Annotated in this window: 21 protein-coding genes; 18 read left to right on the forward strand and 3 right to left on the reverse strand. The window is 44.7% G+C overall.

Annotation, left to right across the window (positions count from 1 at the left end; all coding sequences use genetic code 11):
* Window positions 1-17: 17 nt before the first annotated feature.
* Window positions 18-2,096, forward strand: coding sequence for a TRAP transporter fused permease subunit (locus GSF04_RS06190; RefSeq protein WP_211859049.1), 2,079 nt, complete (start codon window positions 18-20; stop codon window positions 2,094-2,096).
* 50 nt (window positions 2,097-2,146) lie between these two features.
* Here the strand turns inward: GSF04_RS06190 and plsB are convergent, their stop codons facing one another.
* Entirely contained in the window at window positions 2,147-4,573 is a 2,427-nt protein-coding gene (plsB, locus tag GSF04_RS06195; RefSeq protein ID WP_211859050.1) for a glycerol-3-phosphate 1-O-acyltransferase PlsB, read from the reverse strand.
* A gap of 471 nt (window positions 4,574-5,044) precedes the next feature.
* Here plsB and rpsJ point away from each other — a divergent pair, with 471 nt between their 5' ends.
* From rpsJ to GSF04_RS06275, 16 genes are all read left to right on the forward strand, one after another.
* On the forward strand, window positions 5,045-5,356 hold the full coding sequence (rpsJ, locus tag GSF04_RS06200) for a 30S ribosomal protein S10 (RefSeq protein ID WP_010376390.1): 312 nt from the start codon (window positions 5,045-5,047) through the stop codon (window positions 5,354-5,356).
* Between the two features lie 27 nt (window positions 5,357-5,383).
* Entirely contained in the window at window positions 5,384-6,019 is a 636-nt protein-coding gene (gene rplC / locus GSF04_RS06205; protein WP_010376387.1) for a 50S ribosomal protein L3, read from the forward strand.
* A gap of 17 nt (window positions 6,020-6,036) precedes the next feature.
* A complete protein-coding gene (rplD, locus tag GSF04_RS06210) occupies window positions 6,037-6,639 on the forward strand; it encodes a 50S ribosomal protein L4 (RefSeq protein ID WP_010376385.1) in 603 nt (200 codons plus the stop codon).
* The gene (rplW, locus tag GSF04_RS06215; RefSeq protein ID WP_010376382.1) at window positions 6,636-6,938 is read left to right on the forward strand and encodes a 50S ribosomal protein L23; all 303 of its coding nucleotides are present in this window, start codon (window positions 6,636-6,638) and stop codon (window positions 6,936-6,938) included. The genes rplD and rplW overlap by 4 nt, the downstream gene beginning before the upstream one ends.
* 17 nt (window positions 6,939-6,955) lie before the next feature.
* Window positions 6,956-7,780: a 50S ribosomal protein L2 gene (rplB, locus tag GSF04_RS06220; RefSeq protein ID WP_010607737.1), complete on the forward strand. Its 825-nt coding sequence runs from the start codon at window positions 6,956-6,958 to the stop codon at window positions 7,778-7,780.
* A gap of 16 nt (window positions 7,781-7,796) precedes the next feature.
* Entirely contained in the window at window positions 7,797-8,075 is a 279-nt protein-coding gene (gene rpsS / locus GSF04_RS06225; RefSeq protein WP_010376377.1) for a 30S ribosomal protein S19, read from the forward strand.
* Between the two features lie 12 nt (window positions 8,076-8,087).
* The gene (rplV, locus tag GSF04_RS06230; protein WP_010376375.1) at window positions 8,088-8,420 is read left to right on the forward strand and encodes a 50S ribosomal protein L22; all 333 of its coding nucleotides are present in this window, start codon (window positions 8,088-8,090) and stop codon (window positions 8,418-8,420) included.
* 12 nt (window positions 8,421-8,432) lie between these two features.
* Entirely contained in the window at window positions 8,433-9,134 is a 702-nt protein-coding gene (rpsC, locus tag GSF04_RS06235) for a 30S ribosomal protein S3 (RefSeq protein WP_010376374.1), read from the forward strand.
* A gap of 13 nt (window positions 9,135-9,147) precedes the next feature.
* Window positions 9,148-9,561 carry a 50S ribosomal protein L16 gene (gene rplP / locus GSF04_RS06240; RefSeq protein ID WP_010376373.1) on the forward strand — a complete coding sequence of 138 codons (414 nt, stop codon included), beginning with the start codon at window positions 9,148-9,150 and terminating at the stop codon, window positions 9,559-9,561.
* Window positions 9,561-9,752 (forward strand): 50S ribosomal protein L29, encoded by a 192-nt coding sequence (gene rpmC / locus GSF04_RS06245; RefSeq protein WP_010376372.1) that lies wholly within the window; start codon window positions 9,561-9,563, stop codon window positions 9,750-9,752. Before rplP ends, rpmC begins: the two co-directional genes overlap by 1 nt.
* Window positions 9,752-10,009 (forward strand): 30S ribosomal protein S17, encoded by a 258-nt coding sequence (gene rpsQ, locus GSF04_RS06250; RefSeq protein ID WP_010607740.1) that lies wholly within the window; start codon window positions 9,752-9,754, stop codon window positions 10,007-10,009. Before rpmC ends, rpsQ (GSF04_RS06250) begins: the two co-directional genes overlap by 1 nt.
* 104 nt (window positions 10,010-10,113) lie before the next feature.
* Window positions 10,114-10,338, forward strand: a complete 225-nt coding sequence (rpsQ, locus tag GSF04_RS06255) for a 30S ribosomal protein S17 (protein ID WP_211859051.1) — start codon at window positions 10,114-10,116, stop codon at window positions 10,336-10,338.
* An 86-nt stretch (window positions 10,339-10,424) separates the two neighbouring features.
* Window positions 10,425-10,667, forward strand: a complete 243-nt coding sequence (locus GSF04_RS06260) for a 30S ribosomal protein S17 (RefSeq protein WP_260492385.1) — start codon at window positions 10,425-10,427, stop codon at window positions 10,665-10,667.
* Between the two features lie 104 nt (window positions 10,668-10,771).
* A complete protein-coding gene (gene rpsQ / locus GSF04_RS06265; protein ID WP_211859053.1) occupies window positions 10,772-10,996 on the forward strand; it encodes a 30S ribosomal protein S17 in 225 nt (74 codons plus the stop codon).
* A 361-nt stretch (window positions 10,997-11,357) separates the two neighbouring features.
* Window positions 11,358-13,310, forward strand: coding sequence for a methyl-accepting chemotaxis protein (locus GSF04_RS06270; protein WP_249122439.1), 1,953 nt, complete (start codon window positions 11,358-11,360; stop codon window positions 13,308-13,310).
* A gap of 87 nt (window positions 13,311-13,397) precedes the next feature.
* Complete coding sequence (locus GSF04_RS06275) at window positions 13,398-16,856, forward strand: PAS-domain containing protein (RefSeq protein ID WP_211859055.1); 3,459 nt, start codon at window positions 13,398-13,400, stop codon at window positions 16,854-16,856.
* 204 nt (window positions 16,857-17,060) lie between these two features.
* Here GSF04_RS06275 and GSF04_RS06280 read toward each other — a convergent pair whose 3' ends face one another.
* Both GSF04_RS06280 and GSF04_RS06285 read right to left on the reverse strand, forming a co-directional pair.
* On the reverse strand, window positions 17,061-17,726 hold the full coding sequence (locus GSF04_RS06280) for a response regulator transcription factor (protein WP_211859056.1): 666 nt from the start codon (window positions 17,724-17,726) through the stop codon (window positions 17,061-17,063).
* Between the two features lie 97 nt (window positions 17,727-17,823).
* Window positions 17,824-20,106 carry a TonB-dependent receptor gene (locus GSF04_RS06285; protein WP_211859057.1) on the reverse strand — a complete coding sequence of 761 codons (2,283 nt, stop codon included), beginning with the start codon at window positions 20,104-20,106 and terminating at the stop codon, window positions 17,824-17,826.
* A 248-nt stretch (window positions 20,107-20,354) separates the two neighbouring features.
* Here GSF04_RS06285 and GSF04_RS06290 point away from each other — a divergent pair, with 248 nt between their 5' ends.
* Window positions 20,355-21,659: an SLC13 family permease gene (locus tag GSF04_RS06290; RefSeq protein ID WP_099031119.1), complete on the forward strand. Its 1,305-nt coding sequence runs from the start codon at window positions 20,355-20,357 to the stop codon at window positions 21,657-21,659.
* The last annotated feature ends 11 nt before the right edge of the window (window positions 21,660-21,670 follow it).

Consider the following 21,670-nt stretch of genomic DNA (forward strand, 5'->3'; position numbering starts at 1 on the left):
TGGGATAGTATCTATCAATGAGTAATAGTAGCAATGAGCAAAGCGCAGTAGCAGCACCAACTCGTGATCGGATCGCTTTTTATTTAGCGATACTCACGAGTCTGTTGCACCTCTATTTTAACTTGGTCGCCACTTGGCCGGATAATTATATTTCAGCCATCCATTTCATGTTATTTGGTAGCATTATCTTACTCACCTTGCCACTTAGAATTGGCAAATTAGCAGTGCTTTCTAGCGTTATTGATATCGGGCTATTTATCGGTTTAATCGTGAGCTGCGGCTATCTTGTTCTGTACAGTGATGCGCTGGCTGCGCGTAATTATGAATTTGCTACGGCTGACTGGATAGCATCTTCCACCGCTGTACTCCTAGCGCTTGAGTTGGTCCGACGCTGTATGGGCTGGTTTATCCCGATGATGATCCTACTGGCGATGAGTTATGTACTGTTTTTGGGACAGTATATTGATGGCGTGTTTCATTTTGCTGGTTTAAGCGCAGAAACTATTTTGTTTCGCAATTACTTTGATGACGGCTTGTTTGGACCTATTGCTAAAATTTCTTGGACGTTTGTCTTTATGTTTATCCTGTTTGGTGCATTTCTAGTCCAAGCAGGAACAGGAGATTTTATCATTCGCTTTGCCAATGCGCTTGTTGGTCGAATGGTTGGCGGACAAGGCCTTGTTGCTGTCGTCAGCTCGGGCATGATGGGCTCCGTATCGGGCTCAGCTATCGCGAATACAGCGGCAACTGGGGTGATCACCATTCCATTAATGAAGAAAGCTGGCTTTCCTGCAAAGTTTGCGGCAGCAGTTGAAGCGGGAGCATCGACGGGAGGTCAGCTGATCCCGCCGATTATGGGGGCAGGTGTATTTGTGATGGCCTCCTATACTCAAATTCCTTATCTTACGATAATTGCGGCGGCCTTTGTTCCCGCACTGCTTTATTTTGCATCTATTGCCATCTTTGTACGTATTCAAGCTAAACGTTTGAATATCCAGCCAGCATTAGAGTCAGGGCAATTGAGTGCTTGGCAAGAGCTGAAGTCCGGTTGGCATCATTTATTACCTATCGTGTTGCTCGTAACATTGATGATTTATGGCTTTACGCCAACTTATGCAGTCAGCATTGCGACGCTCAGTGTGTGTCTGTTTTCTTTGTTTTCACCTGCGCCGATGAGGTGGTCAAAGATTTTGGCTGCGCTTGCAAATGCAACTGAAAACAGCGCCAAGACAGCAATATTATTGGTTGCCATTGGCATGCTGGTGAATTGTATTTCGATCAGCTCCTTAGGGGTTACTTTTTCTCTAATGATAAATGAATGGGCGGGAGCAAGCTTGATACTGTTGTTGGTATTGATTGCATTGGCCTCGCTAATTATCGGTATGGGGCTGCCTGTGACGGCATCATATATTGTGTTGGCAACGCTTTCTGCACCGGCTTTGTATGGCTTGATCAGCCAGTCAGCACTGGTAGAGGTCATAGTAAATGGTCAACTCAATGATACTGCGACGATGATGATGAGTATGATGGCGCCAGCACTAGGTGAGATATACAACCAGCCAAATATTACAGCGGCTCAAGTGTTTACTATTTTGGCAAGCTTGCCGCCAGAGGCTATTGATATTATTCGCAGTAGCCAATTTGATGCAACGCATTTAGCCATGATGCTACTTTCTGCCCATATGATTATTTTTTGGTTATCGCAAGATAGCAATGTAACACCGCCAGTATGTTTGGTCGCTTTTACCGCTGCGGGAATTGCCAAAACACCGCCGATGGCAACAGGTATAGAAGCATGGAAAACGGCCAAAGCGCTATACATCGTTCCCTTACTGTTTGCTTATACGCCGTTTATCGGGGGGAGTAATTTCGAGATCATGCAGGTTTTTTTCACCGCGCTTGTGGGGATGTACGCTTTGGCAGCAGCGATATATGGCTATGCGGAGGCGAAGCTCAATAAACCTATCAGGATGGTGTTAGCGCTTTTAGGTATCGCTTTAGTTTGGCCGCATCAAATGATCTCTGTAGATATAGCGGCAGCACTATGTGTTATTGCTGTTGTTATAAAGCAAGTAGTAGATAATCGTCTAACTTAAGCTTTGCTATGCACCATAAAGTAGGCCCCCTAAATTGGGGCCTTATGATATTAGACGATATGCTGAATAGACTGATGTATTCGAGCAGGTAGCAGGGCTTTTAAGTACTGCTCTAAGATATGTAGTGATTCTGTGCCACGAATGCCCGCGGCTTCATCTTGTTCTATAAAGCCTTGCTCTTTTAGGCTAGTGACAAACGCACTGAGCACTTTTTTGTCAAAAAACTCTGGGCTTTTGATACCGTGTAAAGTTCCTAGTCGGTCGGCAAGAAGTGCACTTTCTTTTTCAAGCTCGCTACGACTTAATCCTTGATGACGCTTAACCAGGTTAATCGTGATTGCGTAGCGCTCAAGCGTTAAGTGGATCACTTTACCTAACATTTCTAATTGTGCCAATGCGCTACCATCTTTGTTAACTGAGGCTAGGTGACCATCAAAGGTGATTAGACCCTTAGCCGCAAAGTATTCAAAAATAGACTCTATATATCCTGTCTTAAGGTCTGTTAAGAACCACTCTTTTGCAAACAAGGGATACAAAAGCGCTACCTCTTTACGGCACTCATCTACAGTCAAGCTGTAGCGATTGAAGAGCTGCTGAGCGATTAAGCTTGGTACGGCAAACAGGTGCAGAATATTGTTACGGTAATAATTAAGCAGAGCGCGTTCTTTTTCCTTAACACTAATGATGCTGCCAAAACTGTCTTCAATAATATCGAACTTATCAAGCTTAAGTGCATGATCGAGTAAGCCCTCAGAGCTCGAATCTGGCACCGTCGCATTGTCGTGATAAGGTGCATGTCTGTGTAGTCCAAGATACAAATCGAGCTGTTGTAGCAGTTGTGATTTAGGCAATGCAAATTGCTCGTTACTCAGCAAAATAGTCGCAAGCAAATTCACTGAGTTCAGTGCTGCAGAGTTATTTATCTCAGTCATGATAACATCAGCGAGATCGGCAACTTGCTTGTTTAGCCAAGCTGGCTTTTGAGTCTCGGTGGGGTGGATAGAATCACGCCAATCTGGTTGATGCTCATTTAAAAATTGGTTGACTGATATTGGATCGCCAAAATTTAAATACCCTCTACCATAGTTTTTAAGGTTCTTAATCGCCTTAAAAATACCAAAGATAGACTCATTTTTCTTACTGTTGCCAGCTAGCTCTTTGAGGTAGGTGTTGATCTCCATAACATGTTCGTAGCCGAGATACACGGGTACGAGGGAAATAGGTCTATCAATGCCGCGAAGCATAGATTGCAGTGTCATTGCCAGCATCCCCGTTTTTGGTGGAAGTAGACGACCGGTACGACTGCGGCCGCCTTCGGTATAAAACTTAACGGAATACCCTTTGATGAATAACTGACTTAAATATTCCTTGAATACCGCGGAATAGAGTTTGTTACCAGAGAAGGAGCGGCGAATAAAGAAGGCGCCACTACGACGGAAAATCGGGCCCGCAGGGAAAAAGTTGAGATTAACGCCAGCTGCGATATGCGGTGGTACTAAACCCTGATGGTAAATCACATAAGTGAGCAGTAAGTAATCCATATGGCTACGATGACATGGTACGTAAATAATCTCGTGTCCTTTGTCCGCAAGTGCTTGTACTTTGTCTGAGTTATTAACTTCAATACCATTATAAAGCTTGTTCCACAGCCAAGTGAGGGCCCTGTCAGCTACACGTACCATGGCGTCTGAATAGTTTGCGGCTATTTCGTCTAATAACCTCAGTGCTTGTAATCTCGCTTCTTCCTGACTTAGACCTTTTGCCTTTGCTTCGTCTGCAATGGCTTTTTTAATACTTTGCGACGCTAAGATAGAATTAAATAGCTGCTCACGTGATGGCAGTTTGGGGCCGGTAGCGGCCAATTTTTGACGACGGAAATGCACACGTGCAACGCGCAGTAGCTTATGTGGTAGCTCCTCAACGTCTGCTTTATCGTTTAACAATTGGTTGAGTTCAATCGGGCGGGAAAATCGAACAAAGTTATCCCGGCCAGAAAACAAGATCACAAAGCATTTGCGCAGCCAGCTCGGTGTTAATGAGTTGGATAATAAGGTTCCCACACCTGGCTTTTCTTTACCTGGATTACGACCCCACAATATGGTGACCGGAATAACCTGCGCATCGGTATTGTTATCATCTTTTAGCGCTTCAAAAATCGCTTTGCTATGTTCAAGCGCATCACTTGGTTTATGACTATTACCAAAGACACTTGGCGGAGTCTGGATCCCAACAAAGCGATTGAGCTCTTTGTTGCCTATTCGCGCTTTTTGAGACGGTCTTGGTAAACCAAGCTTTTTACACATAACGTCTAGCGCGACCATGTCTGATACCGAGTCGAGTCTCGCTACATAAAATGTGGGAATGCTGGGATCTAGCTCGTAATCCTCGATGGGATGCTCTGGCAATACTTTACTTTTAACAAAAAGCCAGTTGCTACAGCGAGCGATGGTTGTAAGCAAATAAGAAAAAATCTGCATGGGAATACCGAACAATTATCATTAGCCATAGAATACCAAGATTTAACTGGACTGACCATTTACAAAGGCGTCATCCATGTTTTCTTGTCGCAATATTTCACTATGGAAGACTAACAGAAGCGAACGCTTGAGTAGAGTGAATTTTGTTCTATGTGCTTTGTGTGGGAGAAAGATGGTGTATGTTCAAAGCGCTGTATCTGCGCGACAGCGCCTACGGATCCTAGCTATAAAATTACTTTGTATTAGTTGTTGCATTTATCACCAATATCACTATAATATGCAGACTTTCTTGACCATAGTGTCTAGGAAAGTAAATGAAAGGTCTGGATTTCAGGCCCTATGAACAGGAACTCCAATTGTGAGTTCAACGGTAGAAATAAATTAACAACCGACTTCTCAGGAATTATTGAGTTAGTCTCGGTCGTTTTTTTATGCTCTTTTTAAATGCTCTTTTTATTTTGAGGTTTAAGAATGTCAAATCAACGCATTCGTATTCGCCTAAAAGCTTTTGACCACCGTTTGATTGACCAATCAACGGCGGAAATCGTGGAAACAGCGAAGCGCACTGGTGCACAGGTTCGTGGTCCAATCCCACTACCTACGCGCAAAGAACGTTTCACAGTATTGATCTCTCCGCACGTAAACAAAGACGCGCGTGATCAGTATGAAATCCGCACCCACAAACGTCTGATCGACATCGTAGAACCAACTGACAAGACTGTAGACGCTCTAATGCGCCTAGACCTTGCTGCTGGTGTTGATGTTCAAATCAGCCTGGGTTAATCGGAAGATTAGAGAGGTTTTAGGAAAATGGCATTAGGTCTAGTCGGTCGTAAAGTGGGTATGACACGTATCTTCACTGAAGATGGTGTATCTATCCCTGTGACAGTTATCGAAGCGACTCCTAACCGTGTTACGCAGATCAAATCTGACGCAACTGACGGTTATAACGCGCTTCAAGTTACTGCAGGCGAGAAAAAAGCAAGCCGTGTAAACAAACCAGCAGCGGGTCACTTCGCTAAAGCTGGCGTTGAAGCGGGTCGCGGCCTGTGGGAATTCCGTCTTAACGGCGGTGAAGGTGAATTTGAAGTAGGTTCAGAGCTAACTGTTGAACTTTTCACTGAAGTGAAAAAAGTAGACGTTACTGGTACTTCAAAAGGTAAAGGTTTCCAAGGTGGTGTTAAGCGCTGGAACTTCAGCATGCAAGACGCAACTCACGGTAACTCTCTATCTCACCGTGCTCCTGGTTCAATCGGTCAAAACCAGTCTCCTGGTAAAGTTTTCAAAGGTAAGAAAATGGCCGGTCAAATGGGTAATGTTCGTTCAACGACACAGAACCTTGAACTAGTACGTGTTGACGCAGAGCGTAACTTGCTTTTAGTTAAAGGTGCAGTACCTGGCGCTATCGGCGGTGACGTTATCGTTAAACCAGCTGTTAAAGCATAAGTCCTGGAGATTTAGTGATGGAATTAGCAATTAAAGGCGCTGGCGCGCTTGAAGTTTCCGAAGCTACTTTTGGACGTGAGTTTAACGAAGCATTGGTACACCAAGTAGTTGTTGCTTATGCAGCAGGTGCTCGCCAAGGTACTCGTGCTCAATTGACACGTTCTGAAGTACGCGGTGGTGGTAAGAAACCATTCCGCCAAAAAGGTACTGGCCGTGCACGTGCTGGTACAATCCGCAGCCCAATCTGGCGCAGCGGTGGTGTGAGCTTTGCAGCTAAGCCGCAAGATCACAGCCAAAAAGTTAACCGTAAAATGTATCGCGGTGCGATCAAGAGCATTCTTTCTGAGCTTGTTCGTCAAGATCGTCTAGTAGTTGTTGAAAACTTTGGTCTAGAAGCACCAAAGACTAAAGAACTAGTAGCTAAGCTTAAAGAACTTGAGCTTAAAGACGTACTAATCGTGACTGAAGAAGTAGATGAGAATCTATTCCTTTCTGCACGTAACCTGTACAAGGTTGACACGCGTGACGTAGCTGGCATCGACCCAGTAAGCCTAATCGCTTTCGATAAGGTTCTGATTACTGCTGCTGCTGTTAAGCAACTTGAGGAGGCGCTAGCATGATCCGTGAAGAACGTCTTTTAAAAGTAATCCTTGCTCCACACATCTCTGAGAAGAGCACTGTATCTGCTGAAGAAAACAACACTATCGTTTTCAAAGTAGCTAAAGATGCAACTAAAGCTGAAGTTAAAGCAGCTGTAGAAAAGCTTTTCGAAGTAGAAGTAACTGGTGTTCGCACTCTAAATGTTAAGGGTAAGACAAAGCGTACTGGTATGCGTTTTGGCCGTCGTAGCGATTGGAAAAAAGCATACGTTACTCTTAAAGAAGGTAGCGAGCTAGACTTTGTCGGCGGCGCCGAGTAATAAGGGGAGTTAGAATTATGGCACTTCAAAAGTGTAAACCAACTTCTGCGGGTCGTCGTCACGTCGTTAAAGTGGTTAACCCTGATCTACACAAGGGTAAGCCTTACGCTCCGCTATTAGAGAAAAACTCTAAATCAGGTGGTCGTAACAACAACGGTCGTATCACGGTTCGTCACATCGGTGGTGGTCATAAGCAACACTACCGTGTAATCGACTTTACACGCACAAAAGATGGCATTCCAGCTAAAGTTGAGCGTCTAGAGTACGATCCAAACCGTAGCGCAAACATCGCTCTTGTATTATATGCAGACGGTGAGCGTCGTTACATTATTGCACCTAAGGGTCTTAAAGCAGGTGATGCAATCCAATCTGGTGTTGATGCACCAATCAAGGTTGGTAACACACTACCTATGCGTAATATCCCTGTAGGTTCTACTGTACACAACGTTGAACTTAAACCTGGCAAAGGTGCACAAATTGCACGTTCTGCTGGTGCTTACGTACAGATCCTTGCTCGTGAAGGTCAATACGTAACACTACGTCTTCGCTCTGGCGAAGTTCGTAAGGTTGAGTCTGATTGTCGTGCGACTCTTGGCGAAGTAGGTAACGCAGAACACATGCTACGTTCACTAGGTAAAGCTGGTGCAAATCGTTGGCGTGGTATCCGTCCTACAGTTCGTGGTGTTGCCATGAACCCGATTGACCACCCACACGGTGGTGGTGAAGGTCGTACTTCTGGTGGTCGTCACCCTGTATCTCCATGGGGCGTACCTACTAAAGGTTACAAGACTCGTAAGAACAAGCGTACTGATAAGTTTATCGTACGTCGTCGTACTAAATAATAGTTGAGGAATTGCCATGCCACGTTCTCTCAAGAAAGGTCCATTTATTGACCTACACTTGCTGAAGAAGGTAGAGAAAGCGTTGGAAAGCGGTGACAAGAAGCCAATTAAAACTTGGAGCCGTCGTTCAATGATCATACCTAACATGATCGGATTGACCATCGCTGTCCATAATGGTCGTCAGCACGTTCCTGTGTTCATCACAGACGAAATGATCGGTCACAAACTGGGTGAATTTGCACCTACACGTACTTACCGCGGTCACGCTGCGGATAAGAAAGCTAAGAAGCGTTAATCGGAGGGTATGATGGAAGCATTAGCTAAACACAAATTCGCCTCTGGTTCGGCGCAGAAAGCACGTCTAGTGGCAGATCAAATCCGTGGACTTCCGGTTGATCGCGCGCTAGAAATCCTGGCGTACAGCCCAAAGAAAGCGGCTGTATTAGTTAAGAAAGTACTTGAGTCTGCTATCGCGAACGCGGAGCACAACGAAGGTGCTGACATTGATGAGCTTAAAGTGGCTAAAGTATTTGTAGACGAAGGTCCTACAATGAAACGTATTATGCCACGTGCTAAAGGACGCGCAGACCGTATCCTTAAGCGTACAAGCCACATCACTGTTGTGGTATCGGATAGCTAGGAGATATAAGTAATGGGACAAAAAGTTCATCCTACTGGTATTCGCCTAGGTATCTCAAAGCCTTGGGTATCTACTTGGTACGCGAATACAAAAGATTTCTCTGAACAGCTTTTTGGCGATCACAAAGTACGTCAATACCTTACTAAGGAATTGAAAAGTGCTTCTGTAGCTAAGATCGTTATCGAGCGTCCAGCTAAATCAATCCGTGTAACAATTCACACAGCTCGTCCTGGTGTTGTTATCGGTAAAAAAGGTGAAGATGTTGAAAAGCTTCGCCAAGCTGTAACTAAGCTTGCTGGTGTACCTGCGCAAATCAACATCGCAGAAGTACGTAAGCCAGAGCTAGATGCACAGTTAGTTGCTGACGGTATCTCTTCTCAGCTAGAGCGTCGTGTTATGTTCCGTCGTGCTATGAAGCGCGCAGTACAAAACGCAATGCGCCTAGGTGCTAAGGGTATCAAAGTTGAAGTAAGCGGCCGTCTAGGCGGTGCTGAAATCGCACGTTCTGAGTGGTACCGTGAAGGTCGTGTACCTCTACACACTCTACGTGCTGATATCGACTACGCAACTTCAGAAGCTTTGACCACTTACGGTATCATCGGTGTTAAGGTTTGGATCTTCAAAGGCGAAGTAATTGGTGGTCTTCCACTAGTTCAAGAGCAAGAGAAGCCAGCTAAACGTGCGCCGAAGAAAGCTAAAAAAAGTGCTAAGTAAGAGGTAGCGACTAATGTTACAGCCAAAACGTACAAAATTCCGTAAGGTACACAAAGGCCGCAACCGTGGTCTGGCTACCAGCGGTAACAAAGTTAGCTTCGGTTCTTTCGGCTTGAAAGCGACTGGCCGTGGCCGTATGACTGCTCGTCAAATCGAAGCAGCTCGTCGTGCTATGACACGTCACGTCAAGCGTCAAGGTAAAATCTGGATCCGTGTATTCCCAGATAAGCCAATTACAGAGAAACCGCTTGAAGTTCGTATGGGTAAAGGTAAAGGTTCTGTTGAATACTGGGTTGCTGAAATTCAGCCTGGTAAAGTACTTTACGAGATGGAAGGTGTTTCAGAAGAGCTTGCTCGTGAAGCATTCGACCTAGCTGCTCGTAAATTACCTTTCAAAACAACATTTGTAACTCGGACGGTAATGTAATGAAAGCTAGCGAACTTAAAGACAAAAGCGTAGAAGAGCTAAATGCTGAACTTCTAGAGCTTCTTCGTGAGCAGTTCAACCTGCGCATGCAAGCGAGCACTGGTCAGCTAGCTCAAACTCACGAGCTTAAGAAAGTACGTCGCAATATTGCGCGTGTGAAAACGGTTATTAACCAGAAGGCAGGTGCATAATGAGCGATAAGATCCGTACTGTACAAGGTCGTGTAATTAGCGACAAAATGGACAAGTCAATCGTTGTTGCTATCGAGCGTCAGGTTAAACACCCGATCTACGGTAAGTTCATCAAGCGTACAACTAAGTTGCACGCGCACGATGAAAACAACACAGCACTAGCAGGTGACGTCGTAACTATTCGCGAATGTGCACCAATCTCTAAGAAAAAATCTTGGACGCTAGTTGACGTGATTGAACGTCCTAAGAAAGCTTAATTTTAGTTTTTAACTAAATTAGACTTTTATAAAGCCCCGGCATTAGCTGGGGCTTTTGCGTTTCTGGATAGCTTTTATAAGCCGCTATCGTAGTTAGCGACAAAATGGACAAGTCAATCGTTGTTTCTATCGAGCGTCAGGTTAAACACCCGATCTACGGTACTCTTTATAGAAAGAAAGCATCAAGCGTACAATTAAGTTGCACGCACACGATGAAAACAACACAGCTACTCACAGGTGACGTCGTAACTATTCGCGAATGTGCACCAATCTCTAAGAAAAAATCTTGGACGCTAGTTGACGTGATTGAACGTCCTAAGAAAGCTTAATTTTAGTTTTTAACTAAATTAGACTTTTATAAAGCCCCGGCATTAGCTGGGGCTTTTGCATTTCTGGATAGCTTTTATAAGCCGCTATCGTAGTTAGCGACAAAATGGACAAGTCAATCGTTGTTTCTATCGAGCGTCAGGTTAACCACCCGATCTACGGTACTCTTTATAGAAAGAAAGCATCAAGCGTACAACTAAGTTGCACGCACACGATGAAAACAACACAGCTACTCACAGGTGACGTCGTAACTATTCGCGAATGTGCACCAATCTCTAAGAAAAAATCTTGGACGCTAGTTGACGTGATTGAACGTCCTAAGAAAGCTTAATTTTAGTTTTTAACTAAATTAGACTTTTATAAAGCCCCGGCATTAGCTGGGGCTTTTGCGTTTCTGGATAGCTTTTATAAGCCGCTATCGTAGTTAGCGACAAAATGGACAAGTCAATCGTTGTTTCTATCGAGCGTCAGGTTAACCACCCGATCTACGGTACTCTTTATAGAAAGAAAGCATCAAGCGTACAACTAAGTTGCACGCACACGATGAAAACAACACAGCTACTCACAGGTTACGTCGTGACTATTCGCGAATGTGCGCCAATTTCTAAGAAAAAGTCTTGGACGCTAGTTGACGTGATTGAACGTCCTAAGAAAGCTTAATTTTAGTTTTTAACTAAATTAGACTTTTATAAAGCCTCGGCATTAGCTGGGGCTTTTTCGTTTCTGGATGTATGTTTGAGCACAACGAAGATGGTTGGTTATTACCTCTATATACTTATTTGTTCCAGAGTAGATAGCTTTATCGCAGTGCTGGACGTAATACGCCGCTCCTTATTCAACAAGCCAATCATAAATATGGAGCATTAAAGGTCGTTACTTTACTTTGTTCGATTTTTAATCGGTACATTTCTTTACTAAATCAAAAAACACGACAATGATTATTGTATTAAATACAAGCTAATAGTTTTGGCATCTATGAATGCTGATAGGCTTATCTATAAATACAATGTCAGGTGCTTTTATGCTTTCTAAGTTAAGGTTAAGCCAACAATTATCTACTTCATTTGGAGTAATGATTGTACTTATGGTTGTACTCTCTAGCGTCGCTTATGTTGGATTGAATGGCGGTTATAGTAATTTTGTTGAGTATCGCTCTTTGGCAAGGGCTAGCAATCTAGCAAGTACATTAGAAGCGAATTTGCTCTCACTTAGGATCAATGTGCTGAATTATTTGAAGCAGCAATCAAAAGACGATATTGAACAATTTGAACAGAAGGTAAAGCTTTTACATGATGAATTAGCGGAAGCCAAGGAGGCCCTTAGTCAAAAAGAAAGCAAGCAGCTCATTGAAAAAAGTGAAACAGCTTTGGTTATATATGAAACTGCTTTTAGGGAGATTATGGCACTTTATGGTCGTAGAAATACTGTGGTTCATGACGGGCTGGATAAAATAGGCCCTCAAATGCGCAAGAATATTTCGCAATTAATAGAATCTAGCATTGATATGAGTGACTTTGAAGGACTTGCGGCTGCTACACATATGCAGGAAAAGCTGCTGCTAGGAAGACTTTTCGTAACGAAATTCTTAGTGAGTAACCAGTTAAATGACTACAACAGAGCCATGGATGAACTAAAACAAGAGAAGATGTTTCTAACTCAGTCTAAGTCTAGGTTTATGAATGAAAATGCAAAAAATTTACTGCTTGATATAGAACAATCAGGAGAACGCTACTTAGATGGAGTGAGAGAAGTACAAGATATTATCACAGAGAGAAATCGACTGATTACCGAAGTACTAAATATTAATGGTCAAAATATCGCAGAGCATTTGGCACGTGTGAAAGAATCGATCAAGGAAAGGCAGGATGAATTAGGTCCCATAGCTCAAAGTGAGAGTAGGAAGACAGTAACAATTATTATTGCAGTATCTGTTGTGGTAATTTTGTTAGGCTGCTTTTTAAGTTGGTATATCACACGACTAATCAAAGCCCCTATTGGTGGGGAGCCAAAAGAAATCGCGGAAGTGGCATCAAGGATAGCCAGTGGCGACCTCACACTACAGTTTGACAGGGGGGAATCGGTTAGCGGTATTTATTTGGCAATGCGTGATATGGCTGACAAACTAAAAGCCATCATTGCAGAAATCCAAAGCTCCACGCATGCATTATCTTCCTCGTCGGAAACTCTTAGTGCTATCACCTCCCAGTCTAAACAAGGAGCAGACAACCAAATGGAGCAACTCAGTCATAGTGCTGTTTCGATGAATGAAATGGCTGCCACGATTGCTGAGATAACCCAAAGTGCTCAACTCGCAGCGGATGCCGCGACCGATGCCGATTCTCAATCTAATTCAGGTGTTCAAGTTGTTGTTGCAACACAGCAAGCAATGGAAGGTCTAGTTGGTAAAATAGAAAATGTTAGCAAAACCATTGAGAATCTTGAACAAGAAACAGAGTCGGTAGGTTCTATTTTGGATGTTATCAGGGGTATAGCGGAGCAAACTAATTTGTTGGCGCTCAACGCAGCAATTGAAGCCGCAAGAGCTGGCGAACAAGGGCGAGGCTTTGCTGTAGTGGCCGACGAGGTGAGAAGCCTTGCGAGTCGCACCCAAAAGAGCACGGACGAAATTCAAGAGATGATCTCTAAGTTGCAAAATGAAGCGAAGCGCTCCGTTGGTATGATGCGAGAGAACGTGAAAGATGCTAAAGATACAGCGGACAAGTCAGCGAAAACGGATGAAGTGTTACAAGCGATTTCCTCCTCTGTGAGTACGATTAAAGATATGAACCTGCAAATAGCCAGTGCTTCTGAGGAGCAAAATACGGTTACACAGCAACTTTCGCAAAGTGTGACAGAAATCAGCGAAACTGCGCAAGAGACAGCAACCGGAGCCGAGCGAGCGTCAGATGAAGCATTGTCGCTGCTGTCTTTATCCCGTGCACTGGATAAATCGGTCAGCAGTTTTAGGTTATAAGTGGTGATAAGCTGTAGCACTAAAGTGTGCTGTCTTTTTACTGTACAGCCGTTATGCTAGAGCAAATAATAAAAAATCATCACAGTTATGTTTTCTATCGGGCTGATCAGTCTTATTGCGCTGCTGTATTTAGCGCTTTTATTTACCATTGCATGGGGCGCAGATAGGGCGAGTACTAAATTTAGATCTTATCGTGCCAAGCAAGTTACCTACGCCTTGTCACTTGGGGTGTATTGCACCTCTTGGGCGTTTTTTGGTACTACCGCGCAAGCGGCAAATAATGGCTGGTGGCTTGCCCCAACTTATGTTGGCACGATTTTACTGTTTATATTTGGTTGGCAAGTCTACACACGAATTGCTGAAATATGCCGCCAGCAGCAGCTCACCTCTATGGCGGACTTTATTGCCACGCGTTACGGTAATTCCTCTAGTTTGTCTGGACTCATTTCTCTGATCTCTGTTATTGCGGTCGTGCCCTATATTGCCCTTCAGCTTAATGCTACCAGCGCCAGTATCGGTATGCTAACAAGTGACACCCAGCGGGTGAGTGTCGCGTTTTGGCGAGATAGTACTTTTTATATCACCTTGCTGTTAGCCCTGTTTGCTATTTTGTTTGGCACTCGTAGGCTGAGACCGAGTGAGCATAACCCGGGATTGATGACTGCCATCGCCTTTGAGTCATTAGTTAAGTTACTAGCGTTTATTGCTGTCGGTGTTTATGTCTGTTTTGTGCTCTTTGAATCACCTACTCATTTATTTAACCAGGCGGAGCAGCAGGGAATTACCAAGCAAATAGAGGCATCGGCTAGCCCAACCTATGTTTATTTAGTTCATGTTCTTTTAGGGGTATTGGCAACGTTGTGTTTGCCGAGGCAGTTTCATACCTCTTTTATTGAATATGATGAACAAAACCAATTTAAGACCGCACGCTGGTTGTTTCCCGTTTATTTGTTGCTGATTAATTTATTTATTTTGCCGATCGCCTATGCCGGGCTGGTGTATTTTAATGGTCAAGATGTTGGCTACGATACGTTTGTGCTTGCCTTACCACTGGGATCTGATGCACCTTTAGTCGCTTTGATAGCCTTTTTAGGAGGGTTCTCTGCGGCGACGAGCATGGTGATAGTCTCAGCCATCGTGCTATCTATTATGATCACCAATGACTTTATCAATCAATTTTTGTTGCGCCGCTCGCAGTTAAATTCGAGCCATCGGGGTTTATCTAAGTTTAATCTGCTCAATGCTCGACGGGTGGTTATTGTTGGCATTTTATTATTGAGTTACGCCAGTCATCGCGTGCTGGCTGAGGGCAACACGTTGGCGAATATGGGGCTCATGTCATTTGCCTTGGTTGCGCAGTTTGCGCCCGCTATGGTGGTTGGTTTATGGTGGCGTGGGGCTTCATGCTTAGGCGCGCAATTGGGGATTGTGACGGGGTTTGCTATTTGGTTTTACACGCTGTTGTTACCGAGCCTCATTAGTGGCTTTAACTTCGAAAGTCACTGGCTGAGCGCGGGGCCTATGAATATAAGATGGTTAGCACCTTTAGACTTTTTGGGTCTGGGGTTAGACAGTACGAGCCAGTCCGTCTTGATCTCTTTAAGTGCAAATTTGTTGGTTTATTTGCTGGTGCCGTTTATTTCATCCGCACGTCTTGCTGAGCGGCTACAAAGCAATAAGTTTGTCATGCCGTCCAAGTCTGCACAGTCCGCTAACACGGTATTGAGTTACCAGGATTTGGCAACATTACTGCAGCGCTTTAGCGAGCAAGCGCGTGCACAGCAGCTTGTAGAGCTTCATTTTCCTAAAGAGCCTGCTAACTGGAAACTGCCAGCGCCATTGCAAGTGGAAAATATGATCGAGCGGGAGATGTCGACGCTCGTTGGAGGGGCATCTGCGAAACTGATTTTAGATGTTGCCAAAGATGAAAAACGCCAACCTTTAGAGCAAGTTGCAGAATTTGTCGATGAAGCGTCACAGGTGCTACGTTTTAATCGCGACTTACTACAGTCAACGATAGAAAACGTCAGTCAAGGGATAAGTGTAGTAGATAGCCAGCTGCAATTGGTCGCTTGGAACCAGCGCTACGCAGAAATGTTTAATTATCCAGACAATGCGTTGTTTATCGGGCGTCCTGTGGCTGAGCTTATTCGTTACAATGCGCAGCGTGGACTATTTGGTGATGCTGATGTAGAGCAGCAAGTAGAGAAACGTCTATCACATTTACGACGAGGCAATGCGTATCGCTACCGCCGCGAGCATCACGATGGTCGAGTGTTTGAAATGCAAGGCAACCCATTGCCTGGAGGTGGATTTGTAACGACCTATACGGATATCACCGAGTTTGTAAAACAACAATCCTTACTAGAGCAAGTAAATGTAAATCTAGAAGAAACGGTCGCGGCAAGGACCAAAGAGTTGATAGACGCCAACCGTGCTTTATCTTCTGCGAAACGCCAAGCGGAACATGCAACGGAGAGTAAGACCCGCTTTTTCGCCGCAGCAAGTCATGATCTGTTACAGCCATTTAACGCAGCTAGCCTGTTTTGCTCATTGATGAGTGAAAAGGCCCAAGGGACCGACTTAGCTGAGCTTTCGCAAAGCATTAAAAGTTCATTGGCAAGTGCTGAAGAACTGTTGTCGAGCATTCTTGAACTCACAAAGTTAGAGGCTGGGGCGTTTAAGGTTAATCGCTCGCGCTTTGCATTGTCGTCACTGCTGGAACCATTGGAAAATGAATATGGGGCGGTTGCGAAAGACAAAGGATTAGCGTTTGCGGTGCGGGTTTGTGATGTCATGCTCTACACCGATAAAGCACTGCTAAAAAGGGTATTGGGAAACTTACTGAGTAACGCTATCCGTTACACTGAGTCTGGTACGGTAAGACTTATCGCTGAATGTCAGGGGGAGAGTGTTTCTATCATTGTTGAAGACACAGGAGTGGGTATTGCAAAGCAAGATCAGGACGCCATATTTCAAGAGTTCAAACAGCTTCACAGTAAAGAGTTAGCACAGGGGTTAGGACTTGGACTTGCGATCAGCAAACGAATTTGCGAAGTGTTGGAAATTCCCATTACCCTTGGCTCACAACTTAATAAAGGCACACAATTTACCTTAACATTGCCAAGTTTTGGAATGCAGACAGATCAAAAGACCGAAGTAACCGCTGACAAGCCCAGCGGTGATTCGCAATTATCGGGTCTATCTATTTGGTTGCTAGATAATGATGCCAACGCACTTAATGCATTATCTCAAGTATTACTAAGTTGGGGGTGCCAAGTAGCTGTGGCACGAGATGAAGCAGAGCTTAGCGCGCTGCAAGCAACGAGTCGGGCAGATATGCTGATCGCGGATTATCAGCTTGATCATGGTGTCACGGGACTTGAGGTAATAGCAGCGCTTGCGCTTGATGATATGCCAATCATTATTAACACGGCTAACCATGACGAGGCTATACGCGAGCGAGTGAGTGATGCAGGGATCCCATTACTCTATAAACCACTTAAAACGCCGGCCCTAAAGCGCATGATTAAGCGACTAATCTAGTTATTTAACCTGAGGTTTGGATAAGGAATGTTCCAACTCATTGTTTCTAAAGCACAACTTAGTTTTTTCCTTGTCTAGCCAGAGAGTTTTAGGGAAAGCAAGGCGAATTTACGCACCAATAGCTGGCTATTGGAAGTGAATTCAACGCAGTTAGCGCTAAAACTGGCTGCTAGAAAGGCATTAATTATCCGCAGCTCAGGTTATTTAAGCACTCGCTTCATCGTCGAGATGTACATCCGTAGCCAGCTGATTAAATAGGATCCCAGCTTGGGTGCGGTTATACACATTGAGCTTTTTTAAAATAGCTGAAACATGCTGTTTGATGGTGGTCTCTTGAATCGACATCGCATACGCAATCTGCTTATTCAAAAGGCCGTCGGCAATCATGGTTAATACTCGATATTGCTGGGGAGTTAGCTTTTCTAAATTACGTGCAAATTGTGCTTGTTCGCTGTCATTTTCAGGCGCGATATCCACGATTTCGGGTAACCAAGTTTCTCCTTCAATAACCAGCTTGATGGCATCACTGATCACCTCTAGTGAGGAAGACTTGGGAATATAAGCGCTTGCCCCGAGGGCAATGCATTGGCTAATAACGGCTGCCGATTCGTTGGCTGAAACCATGACCACTAATATGTCTGGATACTGATTTCTTAACCGGGCAAGACCTTCGAGACCTTTCGCGCCAGGAATAGATAAGTCTAAAAATACTAGCTCTGTTTCAGGATGCGCGAGCAACATCTCGAATAAGCTGTCTAAGGTACTGGCTTCTTTGATAGGGTCATGACCAATCGCTTGTGCAGCGGCTTGTTTGAGTGCGCTGCGAAATAATGGGTGGTCATCAGCGATGATTGCTTGCACCTGAGACATCCTTAACTAACTCCTAGTATCCGTTGTTATAGGGTATTTCCAAAACTACATCAAGTGATTGAGATAGCGAGGCTCCCTAGCAGCCTCGCTTTCGGTGCTAAAAACGATAACCCACGGTAAGCGAAACGGTTCTTGGGTCGCCAAAGTAGCCTATCAAGGTATTATCACCACCAAGCCCCGGCGTGTACTTACTCACATTACTCGGATCGCTTGGGTCTGGTGTCACGAACTGATAGCCTCCTATCATATATTCTTCATCCGTCAGGTTTTTCCCATGAAGACCAACACGCCAATTGCCATCTGTGCTATACCAATTAATACTCAGATTGACTAAACCATAGCTATCCTGCGTCAGTAGGCTATCTTCCTCAAATAAAACATAATCACCACGATGGTAGTAGCTGGCATTGAACACCCAATCGCCAATATCACTGTAGAGCTTGTATGTCGCCCCAAAGTTAAAAGTTAAATCAGGGGTGTTAGAAATACTAAAGCGGTCTGATTTGTCAAATGTCGCACCGGTGTCTGGATTAGTGTCGAGTACCTCTTCGAAGTCACTGTCTATATATCCTATCGCGGCATCAAAACTCAGCGCCTCTGTAGCGACATAGCTAAGCTCGGCTTCAATACCATTTGCTGTAGACTTACCAATGTTGCCAAGTCGTTGGTTTAGATCGGCTGAGGTTGCACCGGGCAACACGGAAATATATTGGCGGTCTTTGTGATCTAATGTGAATAGCGTGATATTGGCTCTTAGATTATCGTGCCACTCGCTTTTCATACCGATTTCGAATGAATCTACGATTTCAGGGTCTGCAGCAGGCTCTGCGGTGCTAGCTCTGGGGTTGAAGGTGCCGGATTTAAATCCTTGAGCATAGCTGGCAAAGAACATGATATCGCGGTTGTATTGATATTCCACTCCCACTCTTGGTGTAAACCGTGACCAATCTTCTTCATCATCAAGCACTGACGGTACGAGCTCACCTGCAGGGCGTGTATAACCTGGGATCCAATTTGATTCGGGATACACGACATCAAAGACCAAACCATTGCTGACTTGTGCTTCTTTGCTGTCTTTAGTGTAACGAGCGCCCAATGTGAGCGACCACTGCTCTGCTAAATCAATGGTGCCTTGAATATACGCGGCTTTACTATTTGAGTTGTTACAACCACTGACTTCTCGCGTAAGACCGGGAGCGCCCAAGCTTTGTCCTAACACTTCCAAAATTGCTTGGAATTGGCCGCATGACTCGCCATCGTAATAATATAGACCAGAGACAAATTTATAGCCGTTACCTGCATGGCTTAGCTGTATCTCATGCGTGGTTTGCTCGTCATCATAAATGGCGGGTACATCAAAGATCCGTAATGGCGTATTATCAAAGTCGATATTGGTCGGGGAGTAACTATCTCGGCTAGCACCGATGTATTTTATTGTGGTGGCGTCAGAAAGATCCCAGCGAGCGGTCAAACTATATCCCTCAAGCTCGACTTTATTCCAAGTTGGCATACTAGTGTAAGAATCAAATACGCTGTCAGGCACGGGGGCGTCAGTCAGTAAGCTCGGCAACAACCGATAACCCCCTTTAGAGTTGGAGTCATCGTCGGTTTTATCCCATGCTAAACGGAAGAACAAATCATCGCTTGGACGATATTCTAAGGTTAACCGCGCAGCTTGAATTTCTTTATTGTAGTTTTCCTTGTCTTGGCCGGGTAGCGTTGAAACCTTGAACTCACCAAAGCCATCTCGATTCAAAGTGGCAAAGCCATAACCTAGATAGAGCGTGTCTTCCACGAGCGGCAGTTGACCTGTGATCTTAAGATCGCGTTGATTATAACTACCAACAGTCCCTTCCACGTTAAAAGTCGCATCGCCAGACATTTCCTTAGTGACATATTTTATTGCGCCACCAATGGTGTTTTTGCCGTATAGCGTTCCTTGCGGTCCTCGTAGTACTTCAATCTGTTGTACATCAAGGAGGTCAAGTACGGCCCCTTGTGGCCTTGCTAAATAAATGTCATCGATGTAAATGCCTACACCAGGTTCATAACCCCATAATGGGTCTTGTTGCCCCACACCACGAATAAAGGCAGTGAGGGTAGAGTTAGTACCTCGGCTAGCTTGAAGCGTGGTATTGGGTGAAAACTGCTGGACTTCAGAAAGTACTGAAATGCCATTTTCGAGTAGATCGGTTTCACCGATAGAAGTCACTGCAACTGGAACGGTTTGAAGGTTTTCTACCGTCTTACGCGCCGTGACTTCGATGCGTTCTAGCTTGCCTTCTGATTGTGTTGCTTGTTCTGCTGCCGCTGGGCTGACTTGAGTTGCGAGTGTAATAGCCAACGCGATAGCTGAATATCTAGGTTGGTAAATGTTCATCCTGTGATCCCTATTATTGTCATTTTGGGTGCTTGTTGTCACACCAAAGCATAGGGGAGTTGTAAAGTTTTTCTATTAGTACCTTAGTACTAATGCCTTGATACGCTAGGATTAACACGGGGTGTAGGGCTTCTATAACCTTAGTACTATGGTTTTTATTGCGCCTGCACGCCACACTGATATTCATCAACAGCATGCCCAACACATCAACTTATAACGGGCATTAATAACAATAAAAGGAAGCCCTTATGCTCAGTATGCTTGGACTGGCAGGAGGACTTGGCCTGCTTATTTGGCTAACTCTCCGTGGCGTAAACTTGTTTATCGCAGCTCCTCTGTGCGCTTTATTAGTCGCATTGACGAGTGGTGTTGCGCTATTTCCCACAGAAGCTGTAGAAAGCAGCTTTCTTACACTCTATATGGATGGCTTTGCTGGCTTTTTGAGTGCTTGGTTTTTCATGTTCTTGCTTGGCTCTTTGTTCGGTAAGTTCATGGAAGACAGTGGTGCTGCCGACAGCGTGGCACGCTATATTGTCGACAAGTTAGGTATGAAACATGCGGTATTAGCGGTGGTGATTGCCTGTGCGGTACTAACGTATGGCGGCGTCAGTGTTTTTATTGTGGCTTTTTCTGTCTACCCTATGGCGCTTAGCTTATTTAAAGATGCCAATTTACCAAGGCGCTTTATTCCCGCAACTCTGGCTTTCGGCTCAGTCACCTTTACCATGACTTCGGCAGGCTCCCCGGAAATCCAAAACTGGATCCCAATAAAATATTTAGGCACTTCGCCTTATGCGGCTTGGGAAGTCAGTCTAGTGGTTGCCACATTTATGGCTATTACTGGCTATTGGTGGTTGAAAAAGATGATAGCTAAAGCGGTGGCAAATGGTGAGCACTTTGAGGCGAAAGAAGACGACCCTGAAATCCATGAACGTAACTACCCTCATCCAATCACTGGCGTACTGCCTCTAATCGTGGTGTTGATTTTATCTTTTACACTTCATGATGTGTTGCAGCAAAGTGCACTCATTGTAGCTCTACTTGGCGGTGTACTCAGTATTGTCGCGATTAACTTTAAGCATTTTCACAACATGGGGGCCGCAATTAACTTAGGTACAACAGGTGCGCTAGTTGCTATCGGTAATACCAGTGCGGTAGTGGGTTTTGGTGCGGTAGCAAAAAACACCGAGGCATTTCAATTAGCGGTCGAAATGATGACACAGATGCCGGGTAATGAGCTACTTGGCGCCGCTGTGGCGGTAAGTGTAATAGCCGGTTTAACTGGTTCGGCATCCGGTGGGCAAGCCATTGCGTTACCTTTAGTGGCACCGCACTACATCGATGCGGGTGTCAATCCAGAACAATTACATCGTGTTGTCGCTATTAGCTCAGGCGCTTTGGATACCTTACCGCACAACGGTTATGTGGTCACAACCATTCGCGCCATCTGTAAAGAAACACATCAACGAGCATACTGGTCCATGGCTGCGTTGACTGCGGTCGTGCCGCTGGTGGGCGTTGCCCTCGCATTAACCCTATTCATCTTATTTTAACGGAGAGATAC

The organism is Pseudoalteromonas sp. A22 (assembly GCF_018141345.1).
Lineage (GTDB): Bacteria > Pseudomonadota > Gammaproteobacteria > Enterobacterales > Alteromonadaceae > Pseudoalteromonas > Pseudoalteromonas maricaloris.

Bases quoted from the DNA above. Each gene is read 5' to 3' on its own strand.
- GSF04_RS06190 (WP_211859049.1), top strand. From the start codon at position 18: ATGAGTAATAGTAGCAATGAGCAAAGCGCAGTAGCAGCACCAACTCGT.
- plsB (WP_211859050.1), bottom strand. From the start codon at position 4,573: ATGCAGATTTTTTCTTATTTGCTTACAACCATCGCTCGCTGTAGCAAC.
- rpsJ (WP_010376390.1), top strand. From the start codon at position 5,045: ATGTCAAATCAACGCATTCGTATTCGCCTAAAAGCTTTTGACCACCGT.
- rplC (WP_010376387.1), top strand. From the start codon at position 5,384: ATGGCATTAGGTCTAGTCGGTCGTAAAGTGGGTATGACACGTATCTTC.
- rplD (WP_010376385.1), top strand. From the start codon at position 6,037: ATGGAATTAGCAATTAAAGGCGCTGGCGCGCTTGAAGTTTCCGAAGCT.
- rplW (WP_010376382.1), top strand. From the start codon at position 6,636: ATGATCCGTGAAGAACGTCTTTTAAAAGTAATCCTTGCTCCACACATC.
- rplB (WP_010607737.1), top strand. From the start codon at position 6,956: ATGGCACTTCAAAAGTGTAAACCAACTTCTGCGGGTCGTCGTCACGTC.
- rpsS (WP_010376377.1), top strand. From the start codon at position 7,797: ATGCCACGTTCTCTCAAGAAAGGTCCATTTATTGACCTACACTTGCTG.
- rplV (WP_010376375.1), top strand. From the start codon at position 8,088: ATGGAAGCATTAGCTAAACACAAATTCGCCTCTGGTTCGGCGCAGAAA.
- rpsC (WP_010376374.1), top strand. From the start codon at position 8,433: ATGGGACAAAAAGTTCATCCTACTGGTATTCGCCTAGGTATCTCAAAG.
- rplP (WP_010376373.1), top strand. From the start codon at position 9,148: ATGTTACAGCCAAAACGTACAAAATTCCGTAAGGTACACAAAGGCCGC.
- rpmC (WP_010376372.1), top strand. From the start codon at position 9,561: ATGAAAGCTAGCGAACTTAAAGACAAAAGCGTAGAAGAGCTAAATGCT.
- rpsQ (WP_010607740.1), top strand. From the start codon at position 9,752: ATGAGCGATAAGATCCGTACTGTACAAGGTCGTGTAATTAGCGACAAA.
- rpsQ (WP_211859051.1), top strand. From the start codon at position 10,114: ATGGACAAGTCAATCGTTGTTTCTATCGAGCGTCAGGTTAAACACCCG.
- rpsQ (WP_211859053.1), top strand. From the start codon at position 10,772: ATGGACAAGTCAATCGTTGTTTCTATCGAGCGTCAGGTTAACCACCCG.
- GSF04_RS06270 (WP_249122439.1), top strand. From the start codon at position 11,358: ATGCTTTCTAAGTTAAGGTTAAGCCAACAATTATCTACTTCATTTGGA.
- GSF04_RS06275 (WP_211859055.1), top strand. From the start codon at position 13,398: ATGTTTTCTATCGGGCTGATCAGTCTTATTGCGCTGCTGTATTTAGCG.
- GSF04_RS06280 (WP_211859056.1), bottom strand. From the start codon at position 17,726: ATGTCTCAGGTGCAAGCAATCATCGCTGATGACCACCCATTATTTCGC.
- GSF04_RS06285 (WP_211859057.1), bottom strand. From the start codon at position 20,106: ATGAACATTTACCAACCTAGATATTCAGCTATCGCGTTGGCTATTACA.
- GSF04_RS06290 (WP_099031119.1), top strand. From the start codon at position 20,355: ATGCTCAGTATGCTTGGACTGGCAGGAGGACTTGGCCTGCTTATTTGG.